We start from the raw sequence: 19,286 nt of genomic DNA, 5'->3' as shown, positions 1-19,286 counted from the left end.
GTGAAAATCGGCGGTCTTTCGCTCAAACCATAGGCTGTCTTTTTCCTCACCGGCGAGAAATAAATCCTCCAACCTCGCCTGTAATGACCCAAGAGTCTAAGGCGCACCGACCGTGAACGCAAGCACGTCACAATCGAAAACTGGCAGAGCGATAAATCACCTCCTCTCGCTCCGCCGGAACCGATGAGCAGCAGGCGTTTTCAATGCGTTCCGTCGGTCCAATTGAGCAGGTCCATTCATCGGATCGTGTTATAATGTCCGGCCCGACAAGCAATGCGACACTCCGGACGGAAGGAGCGATACATCAGCATGGGAGGATTCGTCACGCTCGCACTGCCGCTCAATGACACCTCCGCTCCCGCGTTGAGGTTGAACTTTTTCAAAATACTATCACACTCCCGCTGCCGGTTTGTCGGAGGAGAGATCTGCCTTGGGCGGGAACGCTCCCGAATGATGGAGGCATGAAATGGGACGGCGACGACGAGACGTTGAACGAAATCTGTCGGCGAAGGAGTTTGTCCGGCGGCTGAGGAGGCTCGCCGACGCTCTTGAAGCAGGAGAGCGCGTGAGGCTTCAGGTCGCCGGCGAGCGCATTCGCATTCCGGCGACGGCGACGCTCAGCATCGAGCACGAGCGGGGCTCTCGTGAGGAAGAAATCGAGTTCCAGATCAAGTGGGCCCTCGCTCAATCGGTCGGACGCGAGCGGCGACCGACATCCCACCGCAAGCGACAGCCGAAATCCATCGGACCGGCTTGATTCGCTGGCTCGCTATAGCAACTTTCAATTGCCCGCACCCGGCGAGCGCTCACCTCATTGTGGGCGCAGGCACGCCAGACGCGTGCGCACCCGGGCAAATTCAGGGGCAAATTGGTCTAAACGTGACGGCGTGAGGTCAGGCCGGCGGTGAAGACCATTTCTTCGACATCGGTTTCGGTCTGCATCTACCCCTTAAGGGGATCGCCGCGCATCTTTTCGGCATCTTTGGAGGACTTTCCCTCCGGGATTCGCTTCTTTCTGTTCCGCCCCGATCGGTGTCCGTTGACGGATCGGAACAGGGAGAGGACGCCTTTCGCACGCTCAATTGACAACGCTGGAGATTTCGTTCATCGTCTTTCGTTGTGAAGGGATGCTGGAAGTCAGCTCTGGCGATGCTCGTCGTGCTCGCCGCCTGTCCTCTACCGGGGTTCGCTCAGAGGAAATCCGAAGCGGCTCCGGATCGGAGGCGGGATGGGAAAGTCCTGGGTGACGAGCAGACGTTTGTTGCGGCGACATTTCTGCGCGGCAGCAGGGGGAGGGGAATTTCTCAATGGAATCTCCAGGAGCAGAAGACTCGACCGGCACACCCTCGTGCGGCAAATCAAGACTCGGATGTCTTCTGGCGACTGAAGGAGGCAGAGGGGTTTTCCTTCGCTTCAGGGGTTGAAGCGGAGTGGAGACCCGTCCGGAGTCAGGCGCATACAGCAGCCGCACGCACCATCCGCATCGGTTTGAACCCCACGCAATTTTCATCCATGGGAGAGGTCCTTCGGGAGTTCGATACAAGTACGCAGCAGAAGCATGAACGCATCACGCTCACGGCGACAGGCCCTTTCACCGTCCTGGAACTTCTATCCGATCCCGCGGCGGAAGCGGATCATCTCCGGGTCACGAGAGCGGCTTCGTGTGAGGGCGCTTCCGCTCCCCTGGTCTTCGGTCAGGCGGGAGAGGAATTCGCCTTCACGGCGACTTCCGATGGAATCAGCATCATCAGTCCGCAGGGAGAATTCTTCGTCCCAGCGACAACGGTGCTATGCGTGGCGCCTGCCCCCGACGCCGTCGTTGTGGTCACGAGCCTGCGCCGTCGAAATCTCAATCGGGCGGGAAATCCCTATGAACCGCCGCGCTATCGGGGCGTGCTGGAGATTCGTCATAGCCAGAGCTTCGCCGGAACAGAAACGTCCGCCTCGTTGCCGGATGGGCCGGGTTTTCAAACCGGGGAGCCATTGCTCCGGCTCATCAATGTGCTTGATCTGGAGGAGTATCTCCAGGGTGTCGTTACGAACGAAATGCCGGCATCTTTTCATCCACAGGCGTTGCGAGCACAAGCGGTGGCCGCGCGGACATTTGCTCTGGCCAACATCGGTCGCTTTGCCGACCGGGGGTTCGATCTCGACGATTCGACTCTCTCGCAGGTCTATCGTGGCCTCCTCTCCGAACATCCCAACGGTAATGCCGCGGTTCAGGACACGCGCCGGCTGGTCGTCGTTCGAGATGGACTCCTTGTGCCCACGTTCTATTCGTCTTCGATGGGCGGGCATACGGAGAGTAACGAATGGATCTTTAACTCGCCTTCCGATCAGCTTCCCGGAGCGAATCCACATCCGGCCCTGCGCGCCATTCACGACGGGGATTTTCCTGTGCCGGTGGATCTCATGACCGATGATGGAGCGCTGATCTTTTACAGTCAGGTGTGGGATCACTTCGACAGTCCGGAACGAAGTGGAAATTCGCGCTACCGGTGGGTGACCAATCGTTCCGCTGCGTTCATCGCCGAGCGGTTGCTCGCCACATACGGCATCTCGCTTGGTCCGATCACGGCCCTCGTTCCACTGCTCCGGAGTCCGTCGGGGCGCATCGCCCGACTACAGATCATCGGCGAGCGCGGGACGTTCATTTTGCAGGGCTGGAGAGCACTGAGGGATTTCTTCCAGCTCTTCAACAGTCCGAGCGCCATCGTTTCGCGGAGAGAGTCCGACGGGACGATGAGTTTCAATCTCTACGGGGGCGGCTGGGGTCACAACGTCGGTATGAGCCAGTACGGCGCGCATGGTCGGGGTCGCAGCGGCCAAACGTTCCGCGAGATTCTCGCTGCTTATTACTCCGGCGCAGAGGTCGTCCCCATTGAACCCTCACCATCCATTGGAGCGTCGGCGACCTCCGGTCTGCCAATGGCTGATCTGCTCGCCCCTCGCCATGTCGCATTGTGGCGGATGTCAGGCGCTCAGAGGAGATGAACGGCGACGTGGGATTTCAAACGGCGTTCTCCCCTCAGGCGATTTCAGCCTCAAAAGTGATAGGTCAATCCGAAGACGCCGTGATGTGTGCGGAGGAGTGACTCCGCAAAGCCGCCGACGATCTGACCCCGCTGTCGCGTGCGTGTGAATTTGTACTCGCCGAGAGCATATAAGCCTTGCCACAAGTGGAACTCCAACCCCGCGCTCCATTGCCACGCGGCGCGTCCCCATTCGTATTGTTGCTGTTGCTCGCCCTCAATCGTGCTCTCCGTATGAGGAATCGTGGGGCCGAGGCCGAACCGGGTAGCCAGCACGAAGCGGCTTCGGGAGTCCTCCGGGTTCGGACGCATTCGCCAGCGTGCGGCGAGGTTGAAAAGAAGGAGATTTGCGCCGTGAGAGATCGAATACTCCTGGACGATCTGGCCGAGAGGAAGCTCCCGCTCAAGTGGAACGCCACGATGCCGGCCCGTCACACGAACCGGCTGCGTGGGATCGGAATAGACCTTCAGGTGGATGAATTCGGCTTCGATGCCCAGAAAAGAAAGTCCTCGAATGAAATAGCTCCCGCGCACGCCGTAGTAAAGGGGCGGATCGAACGAGCGGCCATCGAAGCGCACGGCGTCGAAAGCCAGTTCTGTGTCCCGCGCTGGCTGACTGATCTTCAGCGTCGAGGCAGCCGTGCGAGCGCCTCCGAGATAAGCGGCGATGACCCACTCTCCCCGATCTGTCCTCGCGGCTTTCTGGCGAGTCTGGGCCTGGGTGACGCGCCGAACCTCTTGGGCGAACGAGAGAGGAACAACCGGGAGCGTCCACAGGAGAACGGCCAGCAGCATAGATGCTCTGTAGGCGAAGGCTTTCTTCGGGCCCATTCCTTACGATTTGACGCGCTCGGCCGGTAGCTTCAGCGTTCTCCTGACAGATCAGCCTGGGTGAACGAGCTTTCGGCTCTCGGACGAGGTGGCTTCTTCGCCCTCCCCAAGGTTCGCAGGCGATGAGCGAGGATAAAGAAGATCATGCGCCAACCGAGGCAGAAAGCTTTCCACTTGCTGCCCGTGACCGAGGACAGGCCGACGCGGGGACGGTAGTTCAGGGGCACCTCGATGAAGCGCAGTCCGTTGGTGATCACCAGACACATCATCTCCACGCCGAAATGCGATCCCCCCACGGAGAACTGATCTTGAATCTTCCGAAGCGCAGGACGATGAATCAGTCGCATGGTGCAGCCGACGTCGGTCAGGGCCGTCGTGTTGAAGAGAAATTCCATCATCTTGGCGACGATGTAATTCCCCCACTTGAGGAACCAGCCCATGTTGGCTCCTTCCCAGATGAGCATACTGGTGGTGCGCGTGCCAAAGACGACCTCGAAATCGTCGGAGTAGGCCAGCAGCTTCAACGCATCGTTGCCCATGAAGGTGCCGTCGGGTTCGGCGATGATGATCAAATCGCCGCTGGCTTCTTCGAGGCCCCTCCGGATGGCATAGCCGTAGCCCTGTCGCTTCTCCACGACCTCACGGGCGCCAGTACCCGCGATCTCTTCCGACGTGCCCGGAGCGGCATTGTTATTGACCACGATGATCTCATCAACGAATCCCGTGGCGAAAAATTCGCGGATGGATTGTCGAATTGATTCCCGCTCGTTGTAAGTCGGAAGAATGACCGAGACTGTCTTATTCCGCCACATGACTGTCCGGTCCTCCAGGCCCTCGATTCACGAGCGACAAGTGGCGCTGCTTCTGAGAAGATGCACCCACTACACGACCACGACCAGGTATTATGCGACATCCGCCCACAGGGAGCGGCGTCTGAAATGCCTTTCGTACACCGGCTCGCCCCCGCAGTGAGACGGGTTCATTTTAGTCACGCCCGATTAGAACTGCAACAGAGATGCCGTGTGCTTCTTATTCCGTCAGAGCGGGTGCTATAATGCGTCGTCGAGAACGCAACATAAGGAGCCCGGAGCATGATTAACTCGGCGTTTGTGTCGGTAGAGACCTTCACCTCCGAGGAGTTCGAGCGGCTCATGGCGGAGCTTCCGCCGAGCGACCCAAACACCTACGAACTCATCCGCGGGAGGATTCTTATGACCCCACCTCCAGGTTGGCCGCATGGACTCTACGAATCACGAGTTGTTACTGCACTCACCGCATTTGTACAGACGAGAAACCTTGGACTCGTCTTCGGTTCAAGTCAGGGTTTTCGCCTGACGGAAGAGGACACGGTGGCCCCTGATGTCGCGTTCGTATCGCATGAGCGATGGGTGGCCGGCCCGCCTCCGGTCATGGGCAAGCATCTGCAGGTGATTCCCGACCTGGTGGTGGAAATTCTCTCTCCGACAACGATCAAACGGGACCTGGAAGAGAAGAAAGACCTCTATGCCCGGTGTGGGGTGAAGGAATATTGGGTGTTCGATCCGGCGGGACCGAGCATGAGGGTGTGGGCATTGGAGGAAGGAGAGTATGTGGAGATAGGATCCGCGCATGGAACCGGTCGCGTTGAGTCGCGCCTTCTGCCGGGATTTTCTCTCGCTTTGGAAGAGATCGTTCCCGCCGCCTGATGATTCAGGGGGCGGATCAACCGGAGACGAAAACGCCGTGATATCTTTACCCGCCAGTAAGATGTGGACGGCAGGCAGATGACCCAGTCCGATCGGCAAACATATTCCTGCCCGCACGGATGGACGGCGGAGGAGAGCTTTCGGAGGCTCGTCGAACTCTCACCGGATGTGATCTTCACTCTCTCCGCCACCGATGGGACGATCATGTCTTTGAGTCCGGCATTTGAGCGGTTGACGGGATTGTCGCGGGGGGAGTGGATTGGTCAGCACTTCGCCGGTCTCATTCACCCCGATGATCTCCCGCTGGCCAGGGAGACATTCGAGCGGGTCGTGCGAGGCGAGAGCGTGCCTCCAATTGAACTCCGATTCCGGACTCACTCAGGGGACTGGCGCATCGGCGAGGTCATCAGCCAGCCCTGGTCGGAGCAGGGGAAAGTGGTCGGGGTGTTTGGCTTTGCGCGAGACATTACCGAACGGCGAGCTACTGAAGCTGCCTTGCGGCGGAGCGAAGAGCAACTTCGGCTTCTCGTCGAGGGCATTAAGGATCACGCTGTCTTCATGCTCGATGCCTCAGGACGTATCGTTAGCTGGAATGCCGGGGGCCAGCGGGTACTCGGCTACCGGGAGGAGGAAATTCTCGGGCGTCATTTCTCATGCCTCTACTGTAGTGAGGATGTTCTCGGCGGGATACCGGAGCGCCATCTCCATCAGGCGGAGACTACCGGCCAAACTCAGGATGAGGGCTGGCGCGTGCGCAGGGAGGGGGTGCGGTTCTGGGCTGAAGCGGTGATCTTTGCCATTCGCCACGACGGTGAGCTGCGCGGTTTCGCCTGTGTGATCCGTGACATCACGGCCCGTAAGCAAACAAGCGAAGCGGTTCGGGCCACGCAACAGTGGCTTCAGCATCTGCTGTCGTCGAGTCCTGCCGTCATCTACAGCAGTCAGGCGGGGGGCGATTATCGCACCCATTTCGTCAGCGAAAATGTCATCGCTCAATTGGGCTATCATCCCTGGGAATTTCTCAATGATTCCCGATTCTGGAAGAACCTCATCCACCCGGATGACATCGCGCGTGTGATCCACGAGCGCGAGCGACTGAAGGAGACGGGCCATCAGATTCTGGAATATCGTGTCCGCCACCGCAGCGGTTGTTACCGGTGGTTGCGCGATGAGCTTCGGCTCGTGCGGGATGCCGAGGGCGTTCCCGTGGAGATCGTCGGCTGCTGGATTGATATTACCGAGCGGAAAGAGGCCGAGGAGCAGCTCGAACGGTCGCTCGAGCAATTGCGGGCGTTGTCGGCCCGACTGCAATCGGTGCGCGAAGAAGAGCGCACGCGCATCGCTCGGGAGATTCACGACGAGCTGGGTCAGGCCATGACCGGATTGAAGATGGACCTGGCCTGGCTTGCCCGTCAGTTACCGGCGGATCCCCCATCGCTCCGCCAGAAGGTGGCATCCATGTCCCATCTGGTTGACGAAACGATTCAGGTCGTCCGTCGGATCTCCACCGAACTCAGACCGGGTGTGCTCGATGATCTGGGCCTTCTGGCGGCGCTCGAATGGCAGGCGCAGGAATTCCAAACCCGAACCGGCATTCGCTGTCGCCTGACCACAAACGTGGAGGAGCTGGAGCTTGATGCTGATCGCTCCACCGCCCTGTTCCGTATTTTCCAGGAGACACTCACCAACGTTGCCCGTCACGCCCAGGCCACGGAGGTCACCGTCCGCTTCGATGTCTGCGATGACCACCTGATCCTTGAGGTCAAGGATAACGGCGTCGGAATTTCCGCCCAGGCGCTGACGGATTCACGCTCGCTCGGGTTGCTGGGCATGCGTGAACGCGCACTGGTGTTCGGCGGGTCTCTCGACGTTCGTGGAGAACCGGAGCGCGGAACGACGGTCACCGTGAGGATCCCCTTGACGGACGGAGCCTGAATTGTCGGAGGATGGAATGATTCGAGTTCTCATCGCCGATGATCATCCGATTGTGCGTCAGGGACTCAAGCAGATTCTGTCCCATGAACCGGGACTCAGCGTCTGCGGCGAAGCTCAAACGTCCCAGGAGGTCCTCGACCTTGTCCGCAAGCAGTCGTGGGATATCGTCATCCTCGACATCAGCATGCCCGGACGTGGCGGCCTCGATGTGCTCAAGGAAATCAAACGCGAACGACCGAAACTCCCCGTCCTCATCCTCAGCATGCATCCCGAAGATCAATACGCGATCCGGGCGCTGCGAGCGGGAGCTGCCGGGTATCTGACCAAGGAGAGTGCTCCCGAAGAATTGGTCGCGGCTGTTCGTAAAATTCTTCGCGGCGGCAAGTATATCAGTCCGACGCTGGCCGAACGGCTGGCCCTGGAGATCGAAGCGCCCACCGAAAAGCCACCCCATGAACTGCTTTCGGATCGCGAGTATCAAGTCCTGGTGATGATCGCCTCGGGCAAAACCGTCAGCCAGATCGCTGATGAGCTGTCGCTCAGCGTCAAAACCATCAGTACCTACCGCGCCCGCCTGCTGGAAAAAATGAAGATGAAGACCAACGCCGAACTGACCCATTACGCCATCGAGAACAAGCTCGTCTAGCGAGTTGAAGCGGGCGGGATCGCCGCATCGGCCCCGAAGCATCCCTCGCAGCCCCAGAGCGAAGCGACCGCCATCACACCCTTCCCCTCGCCGTCCTTTTGTCGGACAAATTCCGACAGGAAAATCGGTTTCGTCCTACACCTGATTGAGATTTCTACCGATAGGTGAGTCCATCGTTCCCCGCTATCCTGTCAACGTCATGATGAACGGGGAGAAAGCGATGACACCAGGCGAGGAGAAGATGAGAGTTCTAATCGTAGACGATTCTGCTGTTGTTCGAGAGCGCGTGACAACCTTGCTCTCGGAAGTTGAGAGTGTGGAAGTCGTCGGTCATGCGGAAACGGTGCGCGAGGCGAGGACCTCGGTTGAGACACTGCATCCCGATGTCGTCATTCTGGATATTCGATTAATGGATGGCAGCGGGATTGATGTCCTGACCTATATCAAGCAGCACCGGCCTGAGCTGAAAGTCATCATGCTGACCAACTATCCCTATCCGCAGTATCGCAAGAAGTGTCTGGAGGCGGGTGCCGAGTTTTTCTTCGATAAGTCTAGGGAGTTTGATCAGATTGCCGCTGTCGTTCGCTCCTGGGCGAGAAGATCATCGCCGAAAGCGTGAATCCGGCAGGGGGGATCTCTCGATGACGACCGGAGGAGGAACGATTCTCATCGTTGATCATTCGCCCGCGCGACAGCGGATGATCGCCTTGGCGCTCCATCGCTTGCGTCATGTGCAGATCATCGGCAGAAGGAGCGTGGCGGAGGCCATCCAGTGGTTGGCGCGGCATTCGGTCTCTCTTGTGATCAGCGATGTCTTTCTTCCGCCGGTGACCGGGATTGATTTGCTTCGCTGGATGGGTGTACGGGGCCGCTATCGAACGACGCCCGTTGTGATCGTCACGGCCTGGAACGACGAGGCCCTCCGGGCGGAAGCCCTGGCGGCAGGCGCATCCGACTATCTGACCACGCCAATTCGTCCGGATCACCTCTACGAATGTGTCGGCGAACTGTTGCGGAAGGCCGCCGCTTCACGATCAAAGGCAAAACCCGATACGGTGGGCGACGGAGATTGGCCGGAAGGGGAATGTTGGGCCGGGAGGGGTCGAACAGAGCAACTATCACGGTTGGTCACGCTGAGAACATCGGCTTCATCCGGAGTGACGGGCCGACCGGATGCCGTTTCTGTCGCTCCCTCCTGCGGACAGAGTCTCAGCCTCCGGATTCAGCAAGAGCCGAACGGAAACGGGTCCCATCCCTTTCCCTCAATGGGGCTTGACTCTCTGAGCGAGGAGTTCTGGACGACACGTCGGGATCTTGTCCAGGGATGGTTGTCACAGTCCGATCCCGATCAGGCAGCGCGGTGGATGTCCCGGCTACGTGCCGAGCCCGGCAATCTCACGATGGCGAGCACACTGGTTGATTTCCTCGCCATGACCGTCGAGGATGTGCTCGATCCGATCCTGGCGCTGCTAAAGAATCCCGATCCGAGGCTGCGTTTGTTCGCGGCGGTGATTCTCGGCGAGCGATATGATGAGCGAGCAATCCCGGCTCTAATAGAAGCGACGGCCGATCCCGATCCGAATGTCCGGTTTCATGCCATTGAAGCGTTAGGCGCGCTTCGGGCGGAGGAAGCCATTGACACACTGGTAATGCAGGCTCTGTCGTCATCATTCTTTATTGCGTCGGCAGCACTGGATGCCCTTCGACAGATCGGTCACAGCGACGTTGCACAAAAGCTCGTCCCGCTTCTTGACGACGAGTGGCTCAGTCTTTTGGCCATTGAAACATTGGGTGACATCGCCACCGTTGAAGATGCTGCTCCGTTAGTAGAGCAACTCAATCGCAAGGCTCCTCCGATCGGAGCTGTTATTCGGGTGCTTGCGGCTCTGGCAAGGCGTCATCCTGAAGGCAGTGCCGAGCGAACGAAGCTCGGTCGTATGATTGGCTCACTCCTCACCGATGAGGGGCGGGAGAATCTCCGGCGGGCTGCCGCCGATGTATCGGGGGACGACGCCGAGGCTCTGGCGCTGGTTTTGGCCGGGGTGGATGAGGAATGGGCGGATCGCGCCCTGGTGCATCTGCTGCGCTCCGACCGTGGGCGAGAACGGGCACTGGATGCGCTGGTTCATCGCGGTCACCGCGTGACACCGCTGCTGATGGACGAGTTCTGGCGATGCGACGCGAAGACCAAACGCGCGGTCGCTATCGCCCTGGGACGGATCGGTGATCCCCGAGCCATTCCGGTTCTCGTACGCGCGCTGGTGGAAGTGCCGGAGATGGCTTCATTTGCTGCTCAGGGACTGGCTCGCCTCTGCGATCAACGGGGACTGGATGAGTTGATCCACATGCTTGGCCATAGTGATGGGAATGTGCGCCAGGCCGTGATCTCCGCATTAGCCTCGCTCCATTATCCAGCGAGGGCGGAATCTCTTCAGGGATTGCTCGCTCACCCCTACGGGCGAGTGCGAGAGGCTGCGGTCCGTATCCTGGGCGAGGGAGACCAGCCTGATGTCGTCCGAGCGCTTCTGGAGCGATGTTACGACGAAGATGAGCAGGTACGAGCGGCGGCTCTGGAACGTCTCGGTACAATAGAAGGGGCCTGTGTCGTCCCAACCTTAGTGCAGGCTCTGCGGAACGAAACCCCGCGCGGTCGAGAGGCCGCCGCGCGAGCATTGGGCCGGGTGTATGGCGTTGAGGCTGTTGCCGCGTTAGCAACGGCTCTCACCGATGGCGATCCCTGGGTTCGGAAGGCAGCAGCCGAGGCGCTAGCACAGCACGGAGCCCAGGAAGTGGTGGAGGATCTCGTGCACCTGGCCCGTGCCGACCCCGACGGTGAAGTCCGACGCGCGGCCGTTGAGGCACTCGGTCGGATCGGTGGGGAGCGGGTGCTCACCGAGTTGTCAAACCTCGCCGGAGACGGGGACGAACGCATTGCCCAGGCCACCCTTGCGGCCATGTCCCGAGTCAGCCATCCTCGGGCGATATGGTCGCTTTTGACGGCCCTGGCCACGACCGATGTCGAGCGGCGAAAGAACGTCGTTCGCCTTCTGGGAGATCGTGGCGGGGCGCTCAGCATAGCAGCGCTCCACTGGACGGCCTCCCACGATTCCGATCCTGGCGTGGTCCGGACGGCCATAGATGCCCTGGCGCACCTGGCAACTCCTCAGGCGGTCGCCGCTTTGATCGAACTTGCAGCCGATGAGACCCGTCGCCCGGTCTGTGTTACTGCTCTGGCGCGGGTGGGCTCGCCGATGGTGCCGGAGATCGTGCGCGGACTCAACCACGCCATCCCACGCGTGCGGTGCGCTGTCGTCGAGGCACTGGCCCAATTTGACGGCGAGGCTGTCACCGAAGCCCTGGTCACTGCTCTCAGGGATGAGGACCCCTCGGTGCGGAGAGCTGCTCTCACCGCCCTGGCTCAGAAGGGGCTCCGGTCGGTTCGACCTCACATTGTGATGCTCGCCCGGACGGATGCTGATCCCAGCGTCCGACGAGCTGCCCGGGACTTGTTGAAGCAGGAGGGTGGAGCATCAAGGCCGATCGCCCAGTGAGGACGCTTACCGGTATGGTTAAAAAACTCTCAATTTGCCACAAGGTAATGGGGATTGTCCTGCTGACAAGCGGACTTACGCTGGTCCTGGCTTCGGCGGCCTTCCTTGCCTACGACCGGATGGCCCTCCGTCAGACGCTCGTTCGAGACCTCATGATCAAGGCTGAGGTGATCGGAACAAGCAGTGTATCAGCTCTCCTGTTCGGTGATGAGTTGACCGCGCACGAGGTACTGAGCACCCTTCGGGCCGAACCGCGCATCCTCCGCGCCTGCCTCTACGACGCACAGGGGCAGGCGTTTGTTCGATACGACCGAAATGATCCGGTGGCTCAATTCGTTCCTCCCCCACCTCAAGCCGATGGTGTGGGCTTCGGTGATGCCCGGCTGTGGCTCTTTCACACAATCCGCCGCGCGGGACAAAAAGTGGGAACGATCTATATCGAACTGGACCTTCGGCAGGCCACGCACCATCTTCACCGTCTCGCTCTCGCAATGATCCTCATCTTTGTTACGGCTTTGGGAGTCGCCGCTGTTCTTTCTTCCGCGATGCAGCAGCTCATCTGTGGCCCTCTGCTCGATCTCGTTGCTGCCGCTCGCCGGGTCAGTTCCGAGCGGGATTATTCAGTCCGAGTCAAGTCCCGGAGTGAGGATGAAATTGGTGCGTTGGTGGCGGCTTTTAACGAGATGCTGGCCGAGATCGAGCGGCACCAGCGCGCTCTGGCCGAGACTCAGGCGCAATTGGAAGAGCGTGTCCTGGAGCGCACGCGTGAGCTGGAAAAGGAGATCGCCGAACGAAAACGAGCTGAGAGCACCGTTCGAGAGAGCGAGCATCAGTACCGAACATTGTTCAACAGCATCGCCGATCCCGTCCTGATCGTGGATCAAAAGACGCACCAAATCCTTGATTGTAACGATACGGCCCAAAAAGTTTATGGCTACAGTCGAGAGGAGATGCGGGTGATGACGCCATTTGATCTCCATCCCCAGGAGGAGTGGGAGCGCGTCGCCCTATGCATTGATCGCCGGAGTGAAGGGGAGGAGGTTTACACCCATCTGACCAAGGCGGGGGATCGGATTCGCGTGTCACTTCATTCAGAGGAGATCGAGTACCGGGGGCGACCGGCCTGGCTCACCCTCGTTCGGGACGTGACCGAGCAGGTGCGAGCCGCGGAAGAACTGCGGGCAGCCAAGGAGGCCGCCGAAGCCGCCAATCACGCCAAGACCGAGTTCCTTGCCACTATGAGCCATGAAATCCGCACGCCCCTCAATGGAATCATCGGGATGATGGAGTTACTCCTGGATACCGAGCTGACTGCCCAGCAGCGAGAGCTGGCCCGCGTGGCGTTCGAGTCTGCTACGGGTCTGCTGGTCATCATCAATGACATCCTCGACTTCGCCAAGATCGAAGCGGGCAAACTGACAATTGCGGCGGCTCCCTTTGATCTCTCGGAGGCCATCCGGGATGTGGTGAAGCTCTTCGCCCCGAAGGCGCGGGAGAAAGGACTTGATCTGTGGGTCTATTACTCTCCAGATGCGCCCCGCTGGGTCATCGGCGATGCGGCGCGGATTCGTCAAGTCGTGATGAACCTTCTGGGAAATGCCCTGAAATTCACCGATGAAGGCAGTGTCAGCATCCACGTGACGACGGAGGCCACTTCTTTTGAGGCGGAATCGGATCGAGCATTGTCATCGGGAGGAACTGCACCGAACGTTGCCCGCATCCGAATCACCGTGAGTGATACCGGAATGGGAATTCCCGCGGAAAAGCTGGGGCTTATCTTCGAGAAGTTTTCCCAGGCCGACGAGACGACCACCCGGCGATATGGAGGGACCGGGCTTGGTCTGGCGATCTGTCGTCAGTTGGTCGAGTTGATGGGCGGCCAGATTGGCGTCAACAGTCGTGTGGGCGAGGGTTCCATATTTTGGGTGGTCCTGCCATTACCTATCGCGGAAGCTCCCCCGGCAGCCCGGCTTCAGGCGAGCGATGTCGGATCGGGTGCTTCTTCGGCATCGGACATCGTTACTCTCGGGCGGCGGCCGCTGCGTGTGCTGCTCGTAGAGGACAATGTGATCAATCAAAGAGTCGCCGTCCAGATGCTCAAGAAGTTGGGTCATCACGTCGAAGTCGTGGGTGAAGGGCGGGAAGCCGTCGAGCGCGTCAAGCGCGCATCTTACGACCTCGTGCTGATGGATTGCCAGATGCCGGAGATGGACGGCTATGAGGCCACTCGCCTCATTCGGCAGTGGGAGGCGCAGCAAGGGAACAGGCGCCACCTGCCAATCATTGCGCTGACGGCGCACGCGCTTACAGGAGATCGCGAGCGATGCCTCGCTGCCGGAATGGATGGCTATCTGGCAAAGCCGATTCGCCTTGACGCGCTGCACCGCGTGATCGCAGATACCTGTAGATACCTTGAGCCAGAGATCCCCAGGAGAAATCCCTCGTGGCCGCCGGAGGAACCCGTCATTGACTCTCATCAGGTCCTGGAGCATGTGGAGGGAGACAGAGATTTGCTCAACGAAATCATCGCTCTCTTTCTGGCAGAGGCACCGACGATCACAAACACCCTGGAGCAGGCCCTGGCTCAGGAGAACTGTCGCGCGTTGGAACGAGCCGCTCACCGATTGCGCGGAGCACTCGGCCATTTGGGCGCGGGCCGGGCCTCCGACGTGGCTCTTCGACTGGAGCAGGCAGCGCGTAAAGGCGATCTTGGCGCGGCTGCACCCCTTGTGGCCGAGTTGAAGCTCCTGCTCAGCGATGTAGTTCAAGAGCTGTGCAGGCTAAAGGAGGAACTGGTGGGATGAAAATTCTCATTGCCGATGATGATCCTCTCTGGCAGCGTGTAGCCCTGGTTGCGCTGACCCGATCCGGCTACGAGGTCGGTGTGGTGAGTAACGGGCGCGTTGCCTGGGATGCGCTGCGCCAGCCGGATGCGCCGCTACTGGCACTGCTCGATTGGATGATGCCGGGGATGGATGGGATTGACGTCTGCCGTCGTCTCCGAAAGCTTTCGCCCTCTCCCCTCATCTATGTGATTTTGCTGACGGCCCTGGAGGAAGAGGAGGCGGTGGCTCAGGCCGTTGAGGCGGGGGCCGATGATTACATCATCAAGCCGTTTTTGCCCGAGCACCTGCGGCTGCGCGTCCGCATCGGCATGCGAGTGCTTGGCCTGGAAGCGGCCCGGCAACGTTGTCTGCAGGAGCTGGCCGACGTTCGTGCTCAACTCAACCGGGTGCATCAACTTCTCCCCCTGTGTCCCCGGTGTCGCCGGAAGCGCCGCGGTCAGCGCTACTGGCAGCATATCGAAAGCTACATCCAGGAACAACCGAGCGAGCGGATCGCACTGAGCCTCTGTCCCCGTTGCCGGCATGATGTGGGCGGCCGCGATGCAATGGGGGGAACCGTTCCGGTGATCACGGTCATGCCACAACAATGAAGGAGAGTGAGCCATGAAGCGGTCCATAAAGATCATCCTCCCGAACCTCATCCTCAGCTATCTCCTCCTGCCCATGTGGCTTTCTTCCGTCCTGGCTCACAATCCCGAGAGAGTGATGACGCAGTACGCCCACGCCGTCTGGGAGACTGCGAACGGGCTGCCGCAGAATTCCGTGCACGCCATCCTGCAGACGCGCGATGGCTATCTCTGGCTCGGCACTCAAGAAGGGCTCGTTCGCTTCGATGGCGTGCGTTTCACCGTCTTTGACAAGCGGACGGTCAAAGAGATGAAGAGCAATCACGTTCAGGCCCTCGCTGAAGGACGCGACGGCAGCCTGTGGATCGCCACCACAAGTGGGTTACTCCGACGCAAGGACGGGACGTTCACCCGATATTCGACCGAGCAGGGGTTGTCGCACGATTTCCTCACCGCCCTGTGGGAAGATCGCGATGGTGCCCTGTGGATCGGCAGCTTCGGTGGTGGGGTGAGTCGCTGGAAAGACGGGCGCATCACGACCTACACGACCCGACAGGGATTGTCGAACGATTTCGTCTGGTCAATTTGCCAAGGCGATGACGGGAGTCTCTGGATCGGCACCAATGAGGGGCTCAATCGGTTTCACCGGGGGCGATTCACCGTCTATCGGGCCCCTCAGGACCTGCCCGGCAAAGTCGTGTGGACGATCATTCCTGCGAGCGAGGGGGGATTGTGGATCGGAACCGATGGCGGGCTTGTCCGGTGGCATGAAGGCTGGCAAAGACGCTACGCCATGCGAGAGGGCTTGTCATATCCCGTTGTGCGCGCCCTCTTCGAACACAAGGGAGTGCTCTGGATCGGGACTGACGGTGGTGGACTCTACCGATTGGCCAACGGCCGCTTCAGTTCCTTTACCACTCGCGACGGGCTCTCCGATGACTTCGTCATCAGCCTGTACGAGGATCGGGAGGGAATTCTCTGGATCGGCACCTTCGGCGGCGGCCTCAATCAGTTGAAAGAGGGGAAGGTGACGACCTATACGACGCGCGAGGGACTCTCCCATGATTTGGTGCGGTGCATCTTCCAGAGCCGCGACGGCAGTCTCTGGTTGGGGACCAACGGTGGAGGCCTCAACCGGCTCAGGGACGGACGCGTGACGGTGTACACCCGCAAGGACGGTCTTGCCGACGATGTGGTGATGGCCCTGGCCGAAGGTCGGGATGGCAGCCTCTGGATCGGCACCAAAGGGGGACTGACGCGGCTGAGTCGAGGACGATTCACCACCTACACCACCCGGAATGGCCTCTCCCACAATTCCATTCGCGCCCTTCATGAAGATCGCCGGGGAAACCTCTGGATCGGCACACGGGGCGGCGGCCTCAATCGGCTGACCGATGGAAAGATCACCGCTTATCGCGTCGAGGATGGTTTCCCCAGCGATGTCGTTCGCGCCATTTATGAAGCCCCTGATGGCAGCCTGTGGTTCGCAACCAACGACGGATTGGTGCACATGGTGGACGGGAGGTTCGTCACCTATACGACCTCGGACGGCCTTTCGTCTAACACTCTCATGGCCATCACGGGGGATGCCGACGGAACACTCTGGATTGGTACCTACGGAGGTGGACTGAATCGTTTCAAAAACGGGAAATTCACCCGCTATACGACGGCCGAGGGACTCTACGATGATGTCATCTTTCAGATTCTCGACGATCAGCACGGTTCACTTTGGCTCAGTTGTAACAAAGGCATCTTCCGCGTGCGCAAGAAGGAACTGCATGACTTTGCCGTGGGCAGGCTCCCCCGGATCAGTTTTACTCTCTTAACAACGGCCGATGGTATGAAGAGTAGCGAGTGCAACGGAGGCTCGCAGCCAGCGGGCTGGCGCGATCGGGAGGGACGGCTCTGGTTTCCAACCATCAGGGGAGCAGTGGTGGTTGATCCGATCAATTTGCCGTTTAACTCCTTGCCACCTCCGGTTGTGATCGAAGATCTCATTGCCGCCGGCGACCCGGTTAATGTTCGTCAGGGGATCCGGCTCCCACCGGGGAAAGACCAAGTGGAGATTCACTATACGGGACTCAGTTTTCTCGCTCCGGAGAAGGTCCTGTTCCGTTACCGGCTCGAAGGCTTCGATGAGCGATGGATCGAGGCGGGATCCCGGCGGGTCGCTTACTACACGAATCTTCCACCGGGCCGGTATCGGTTTCACGTCACCGCCTGCAATAACGATGGAGTGTGGAACCCGGTCGGGGCGACGATCGAGTTTTCCCTGGAACCGCATTTTTATCAAACGGGATGGTTCTATGGGCTTCTTAGCATGCTTCTTCTCTCGGCGGGTGTGGGAGTTCATCGCCTTGGCGTTCGCCATCTGGCGGCGCGAGAGCGGGAGCTGGCGCTTCGCGTGCATGAACGAACCCTTACACTACAGCGGGAAATCACCGAGCGCCGCCAGGCCGAGGCGCTTGTCCGCGCGACCAATCAAAAGCTGGAAGCGCTCATTCAAGCCTCGCCGGTGGCGATCCTGGCGCTGGACCTCGAGGGCAGGGTCACCATGTGGAATCCGGCGGCGGAGAGGATGTTCGGGTGGACGGAGGCCGAAGTCCTCGGGAAACTTCTCCCCATCGTCCCGGAAGAGAAAATGGAGGAATTTGCCGCCTTGCGACGAAGGGTTATTGAGGAGGGAGGCTTCACGGGTGTGGAGGTCCGTCGGCGAAGAAAGGATGGAACGCCCATTGACCTCAGCCTTTCGACCTCTCCCCTCCGTGATGCGAAGGGCTCCATTTCTGGAATCATGTCCGTCATCATTGATGTGACGGAGCAAAAACGGGTGCAAGAAGAGCTGAGAAAGGCCCGGGAAACTGCCGAGGCCGCCAGTCGCGCCAAGAGCGAATTTCTCGCTAATGTGAGCCACGAAATTCGCACCCCGATGAACGGGATTATTGGGATGACCGAATTGCTCCTGGAGACCGATTTGACGGCGGACCAGCGCGAGGGTCTGGAGATCGTGCGCGATTCTGCCCGGACGCTCCTCATGATCCTCAACGACATCCTCGATTACTCGAAGATCGAAGCAGGGAAGCTGACGCTCGATTCGGTCCCATTCAATCTGCGAGAGGTTCTCGAAACAACCCTGAAACCGTTCGTGGCGCAGGCTTACACCAAGGGGGTGCGGGTCACCTACAGGATGGCTCCTGAGATCCCCGAGGAGTTCATCGGTGATCCGCTTCGGCTCCAGCAGGTCCTCGCTAATCTCCTGAGCAATGCCGTCAAATTTACTCCGCGCGGGGAGATCCTCGTGACCGTGGAGCGTGCCGAAAACGGGGCACCCACGCCGGGCTTCTCCAATGGACCGGTGGCAGAGGCGGGATTGGAACCTGGCGAGTATCTCTTGCATTTCCAGGTAACTGATACGGGCATCGGTATTCCTCCGGACAAGCAGAAGGTGATCTTTGACGCCTTCACCCAGGTTGATAGCTCCTCGACGCGAAAATTCGGCGGGACGGGTCTCGGTCTGGCCATCTGTTCTCGACTCGTGACGGCCATGGGCGGGCGGATCTGGGTCGAGAGCACACCCGGCCAGGGCAGTACCTTTCATTTCACCGTCCGCCTTGGGGTCGGTCCTCCCGTGAGGAGTGAAGCATCGGGGGATCGTCGTGTGGATCTCGCTCAAAATGAAATCGCCAAGGAGGGATTCCCTCTGCTCATAACACGAGGTGAGTGGTCCGGCCCTGAATAAGGCAGTCCGATGGGCTGTCTGAGGAGGGGACTTCTTCCCCGTCTTTCGCGGGGATCCTTCACCGGAGAGAACGAAGATGAGAATTCTCGTCGCTGAAGATGATCCGGTCTCCCGCCGGGTGCTGGAGACAACCTTGCAGAAATGGGGATATGACGTCGTGTCTGTGAGCGATGGGCAGCAGGCGTGGGCGGTGCTGTCCTCGGAGACTGCGCCCCCGCTGGCCATCCTCGACTGGATGATGCCGGAAGTGGACGGAGTCGAACTCTGTCGCCGGGTGCGCGGATCACTTCAGCGGCCGATCTACATCATCCTGCTCACCGCGCGTGGGAGTAAAGAGGACATTGTGGCCGGCCTTCAGTCGGGAGCCGACGATTACGTCACCAAACCGTTCGACCGGGAGGAACTGCGGGCCCGCGTGCAGGCGGGCGTCCGCATCGTGACGTTGCAAATGGAAT

General features: G+C 59.8%; 13 protein-coding genes. 11 read left to right on the top strand and 2 right to left on the bottom strand.

What is annotated here, in order from left to right; genetic code table 11:
- The first annotated feature begins 466 nt into the window (after nt 1-466).
- Entirely contained in the window at nt 467-757 is a 291-nt protein-coding gene (locus tag VNM72_12075; protein ID HXF06132.1) for an amphi-Trp domain-containing protein, read from the top strand.
- 362 nt (nt 758-1,119) lie between these two features.
- Nucleotides 1,120-2,994, top strand: a complete 1,875-nt coding sequence (locus tag VNM72_12070; GenBank protein HXF06131.1) for a SpoIID/LytB domain-containing protein — start codon at nt 1,120-1,122, stop codon at nt 2,992-2,994.
- Between the two features lie 50 nt (nt 2,995-3,044).
- On the opposite strand, the gene VNM72_12065 is transcribed toward VNM72_12070, so the two are convergent.
- Together VNM72_12065 and VNM72_12060 are read right to left on the bottom strand one after the other, a co-directional pair.
- Nucleotides 3,045-3,827, bottom strand: a complete 783-nt coding sequence (locus VNM72_12065; protein ID HXF06130.1) for a hypothetical protein — start codon at nt 3,825-3,827, stop codon at nt 3,045-3,047.
- A 68-nt stretch (nt 3,828-3,895) separates the two neighbouring features.
- Complete coding sequence (locus VNM72_12060; GenBank protein ID HXF06129.1) at nt 3,896-4,675, bottom strand: glycosyltransferase family 2 protein; 780 nt, start codon at nt 4,673-4,675, stop codon at nt 3,896-3,898.
- 279 nt (nt 4,676-4,954) lie between these two features.
- Here VNM72_12060 and VNM72_12055 point away from each other — a divergent pair, with 279 nt between their 5' ends.
- The 9 genes from VNM72_12055 to VNM72_12015 all read left to right on the top strand — a co-directional run.
- Nucleotides 4,955-5,548: a Uma2 family endonuclease gene (locus tag VNM72_12055; GenBank protein HXF06128.1), complete on the top strand. Its 594-nt coding sequence runs from the start codon at nt 4,955-4,957 to the stop codon at nt 5,546-5,548.
- A gap of 63 nt (nt 5,549-5,611) precedes the next feature.
- Nucleotides 5,612-7,483: a PAS domain S-box protein gene (locus VNM72_12050; protein ID HXF06127.1), complete on the top strand. Its 1,872-nt coding sequence runs from the start codon at nt 5,612-5,614 to the stop codon at nt 7,481-7,483.
- Between the two features lie 16 nt (nt 7,484-7,499).
- A complete protein-coding gene (locus VNM72_12045) occupies nt 7,500-8,129 on the top strand; it encodes a response regulator transcription factor (GenBank protein HXF06126.1) in 630 nt (209 codons plus the stop codon).
- A 241-nt stretch (nt 8,130-8,370) separates the two neighbouring features.
- Complete coding sequence (locus tag VNM72_12040; GenBank protein ID HXF06125.1) at nt 8,371-8,748, top strand: response regulator transcription factor; 378 nt, start codon at nt 8,371-8,373, stop codon at nt 8,746-8,748.
- A gap of 22 nt (nt 8,749-8,770) precedes the next feature.
- Entirely contained in the window at nt 8,771-11,680 is a 2,910-nt protein-coding gene (locus VNM72_12035) for a HEAT repeat domain-containing protein (GenBank protein ID HXF06124.1), read from the top strand.
- Between the two features lie 14 nt (nt 11,681-11,694).
- A complete protein-coding gene (locus VNM72_12030) occupies nt 11,695-14,484 on the top strand; it encodes an ATP-binding protein (protein ID HXF06123.1) in 2,790 nt (929 codons plus the stop codon).
- Nucleotides 14,481-15,116, top strand: coding sequence for a response regulator (locus VNM72_12025; GenBank protein HXF06122.1), 636 nt, complete (start codon nt 14,481-14,483; stop codon nt 15,114-15,116). Before VNM72_12030 ends, VNM72_12025 begins: the two co-directional genes overlap by 4 nt.
- A 13-nt stretch (nt 15,117-15,129) precedes the next feature.
- Nucleotides 15,130-18,831 (top strand): two-component regulator propeller domain-containing protein, encoded by a 3,702-nt coding sequence (locus VNM72_12020; protein ID HXF06121.1) that lies wholly within the window; start codon nt 15,130-15,132, stop codon nt 18,829-18,831.
- Nucleotides 18,832-18,907: 76 nt separating this feature from the next.
- Nucleotides 18,908-19,286 (top strand): response regulator transcription factor (locus tag VNM72_12015; GenBank protein HXF06120.1); only part of this gene is annotated, 379 nt, incomplete at its 3' end.

Source organism: Blastocatellia bacterium (genome assembly GCA_035573895.1).
Taxonomy (GTDB): Bacteria; Acidobacteriota; Blastocatellia; order HR10; family HR10; genus DATLZR01.
Note: the sequence above shows the minus strand (reverse complement) of the source record. Positions and strands in the feature narration are given on the sequence as shown.

What these genes read in the sequence shown, in the direction of transcription:
- VNM72_12075 (HXF06132.1), top strand. Translation starts at nt 467, where the DNA reads ATGGGACGGCGACGACGAGACGTTGAACGAAATCTGTCGGCGAAGGAG.
- VNM72_12065 (HXF06130.1), bottom strand. Translation starts at nt 3,827, where the DNA reads ATGCTGCTGGCCGTTCTCCTGTGGACGCTCCCGGTTGTTCCTCTCTCG.
- VNM72_12060 (HXF06129.1), bottom strand. Translation starts at nt 4,675, where the DNA reads ATGTGGCGGAATAAGACAGTCTCGGTCATTCTTCCGACTTACAACGAG.
- VNM72_12055 (HXF06128.1), top strand. Translation starts at nt 4,955, where the DNA reads ATGATTAACTCGGCGTTTGTGTCGGTAGAGACCTTCACCTCCGAGGAG.
- VNM72_12045 (HXF06126.1), top strand. Translation starts at nt 7,500, where the DNA reads ATGATTCGAGTTCTCATCGCCGATGATCATCCGATTGTGCGTCAGGGA.
- VNM72_12040 (HXF06125.1), top strand. Translation starts at nt 8,371, where the DNA reads ATGAGAGTTCTAATCGTAGACGATTCTGCTGTTGTTCGAGAGCGCGTG.
- VNM72_12035 (HXF06124.1), top strand. Translation starts at nt 8,771, where the DNA reads ATGACGACCGGAGGAGGAACGATTCTCATCGTTGATCATTCGCCCGCG.
- VNM72_12030 (HXF06123.1), top strand. Translation starts at nt 11,695, where the DNA reads ATGGTTAAAAAACTCTCAATTTGCCACAAGGTAATGGGGATTGTCCTG.
- VNM72_12025 (HXF06122.1), top strand. Translation starts at nt 14,481, where the DNA reads ATGAAAATTCTCATTGCCGATGATGATCCTCTCTGGCAGCGTGTAGCC.
- VNM72_12020 (HXF06121.1), top strand. Translation starts at nt 15,130, where the DNA reads ATGAAGCGGTCCATAAAGATCATCCTCCCGAACCTCATCCTCAGCTAT.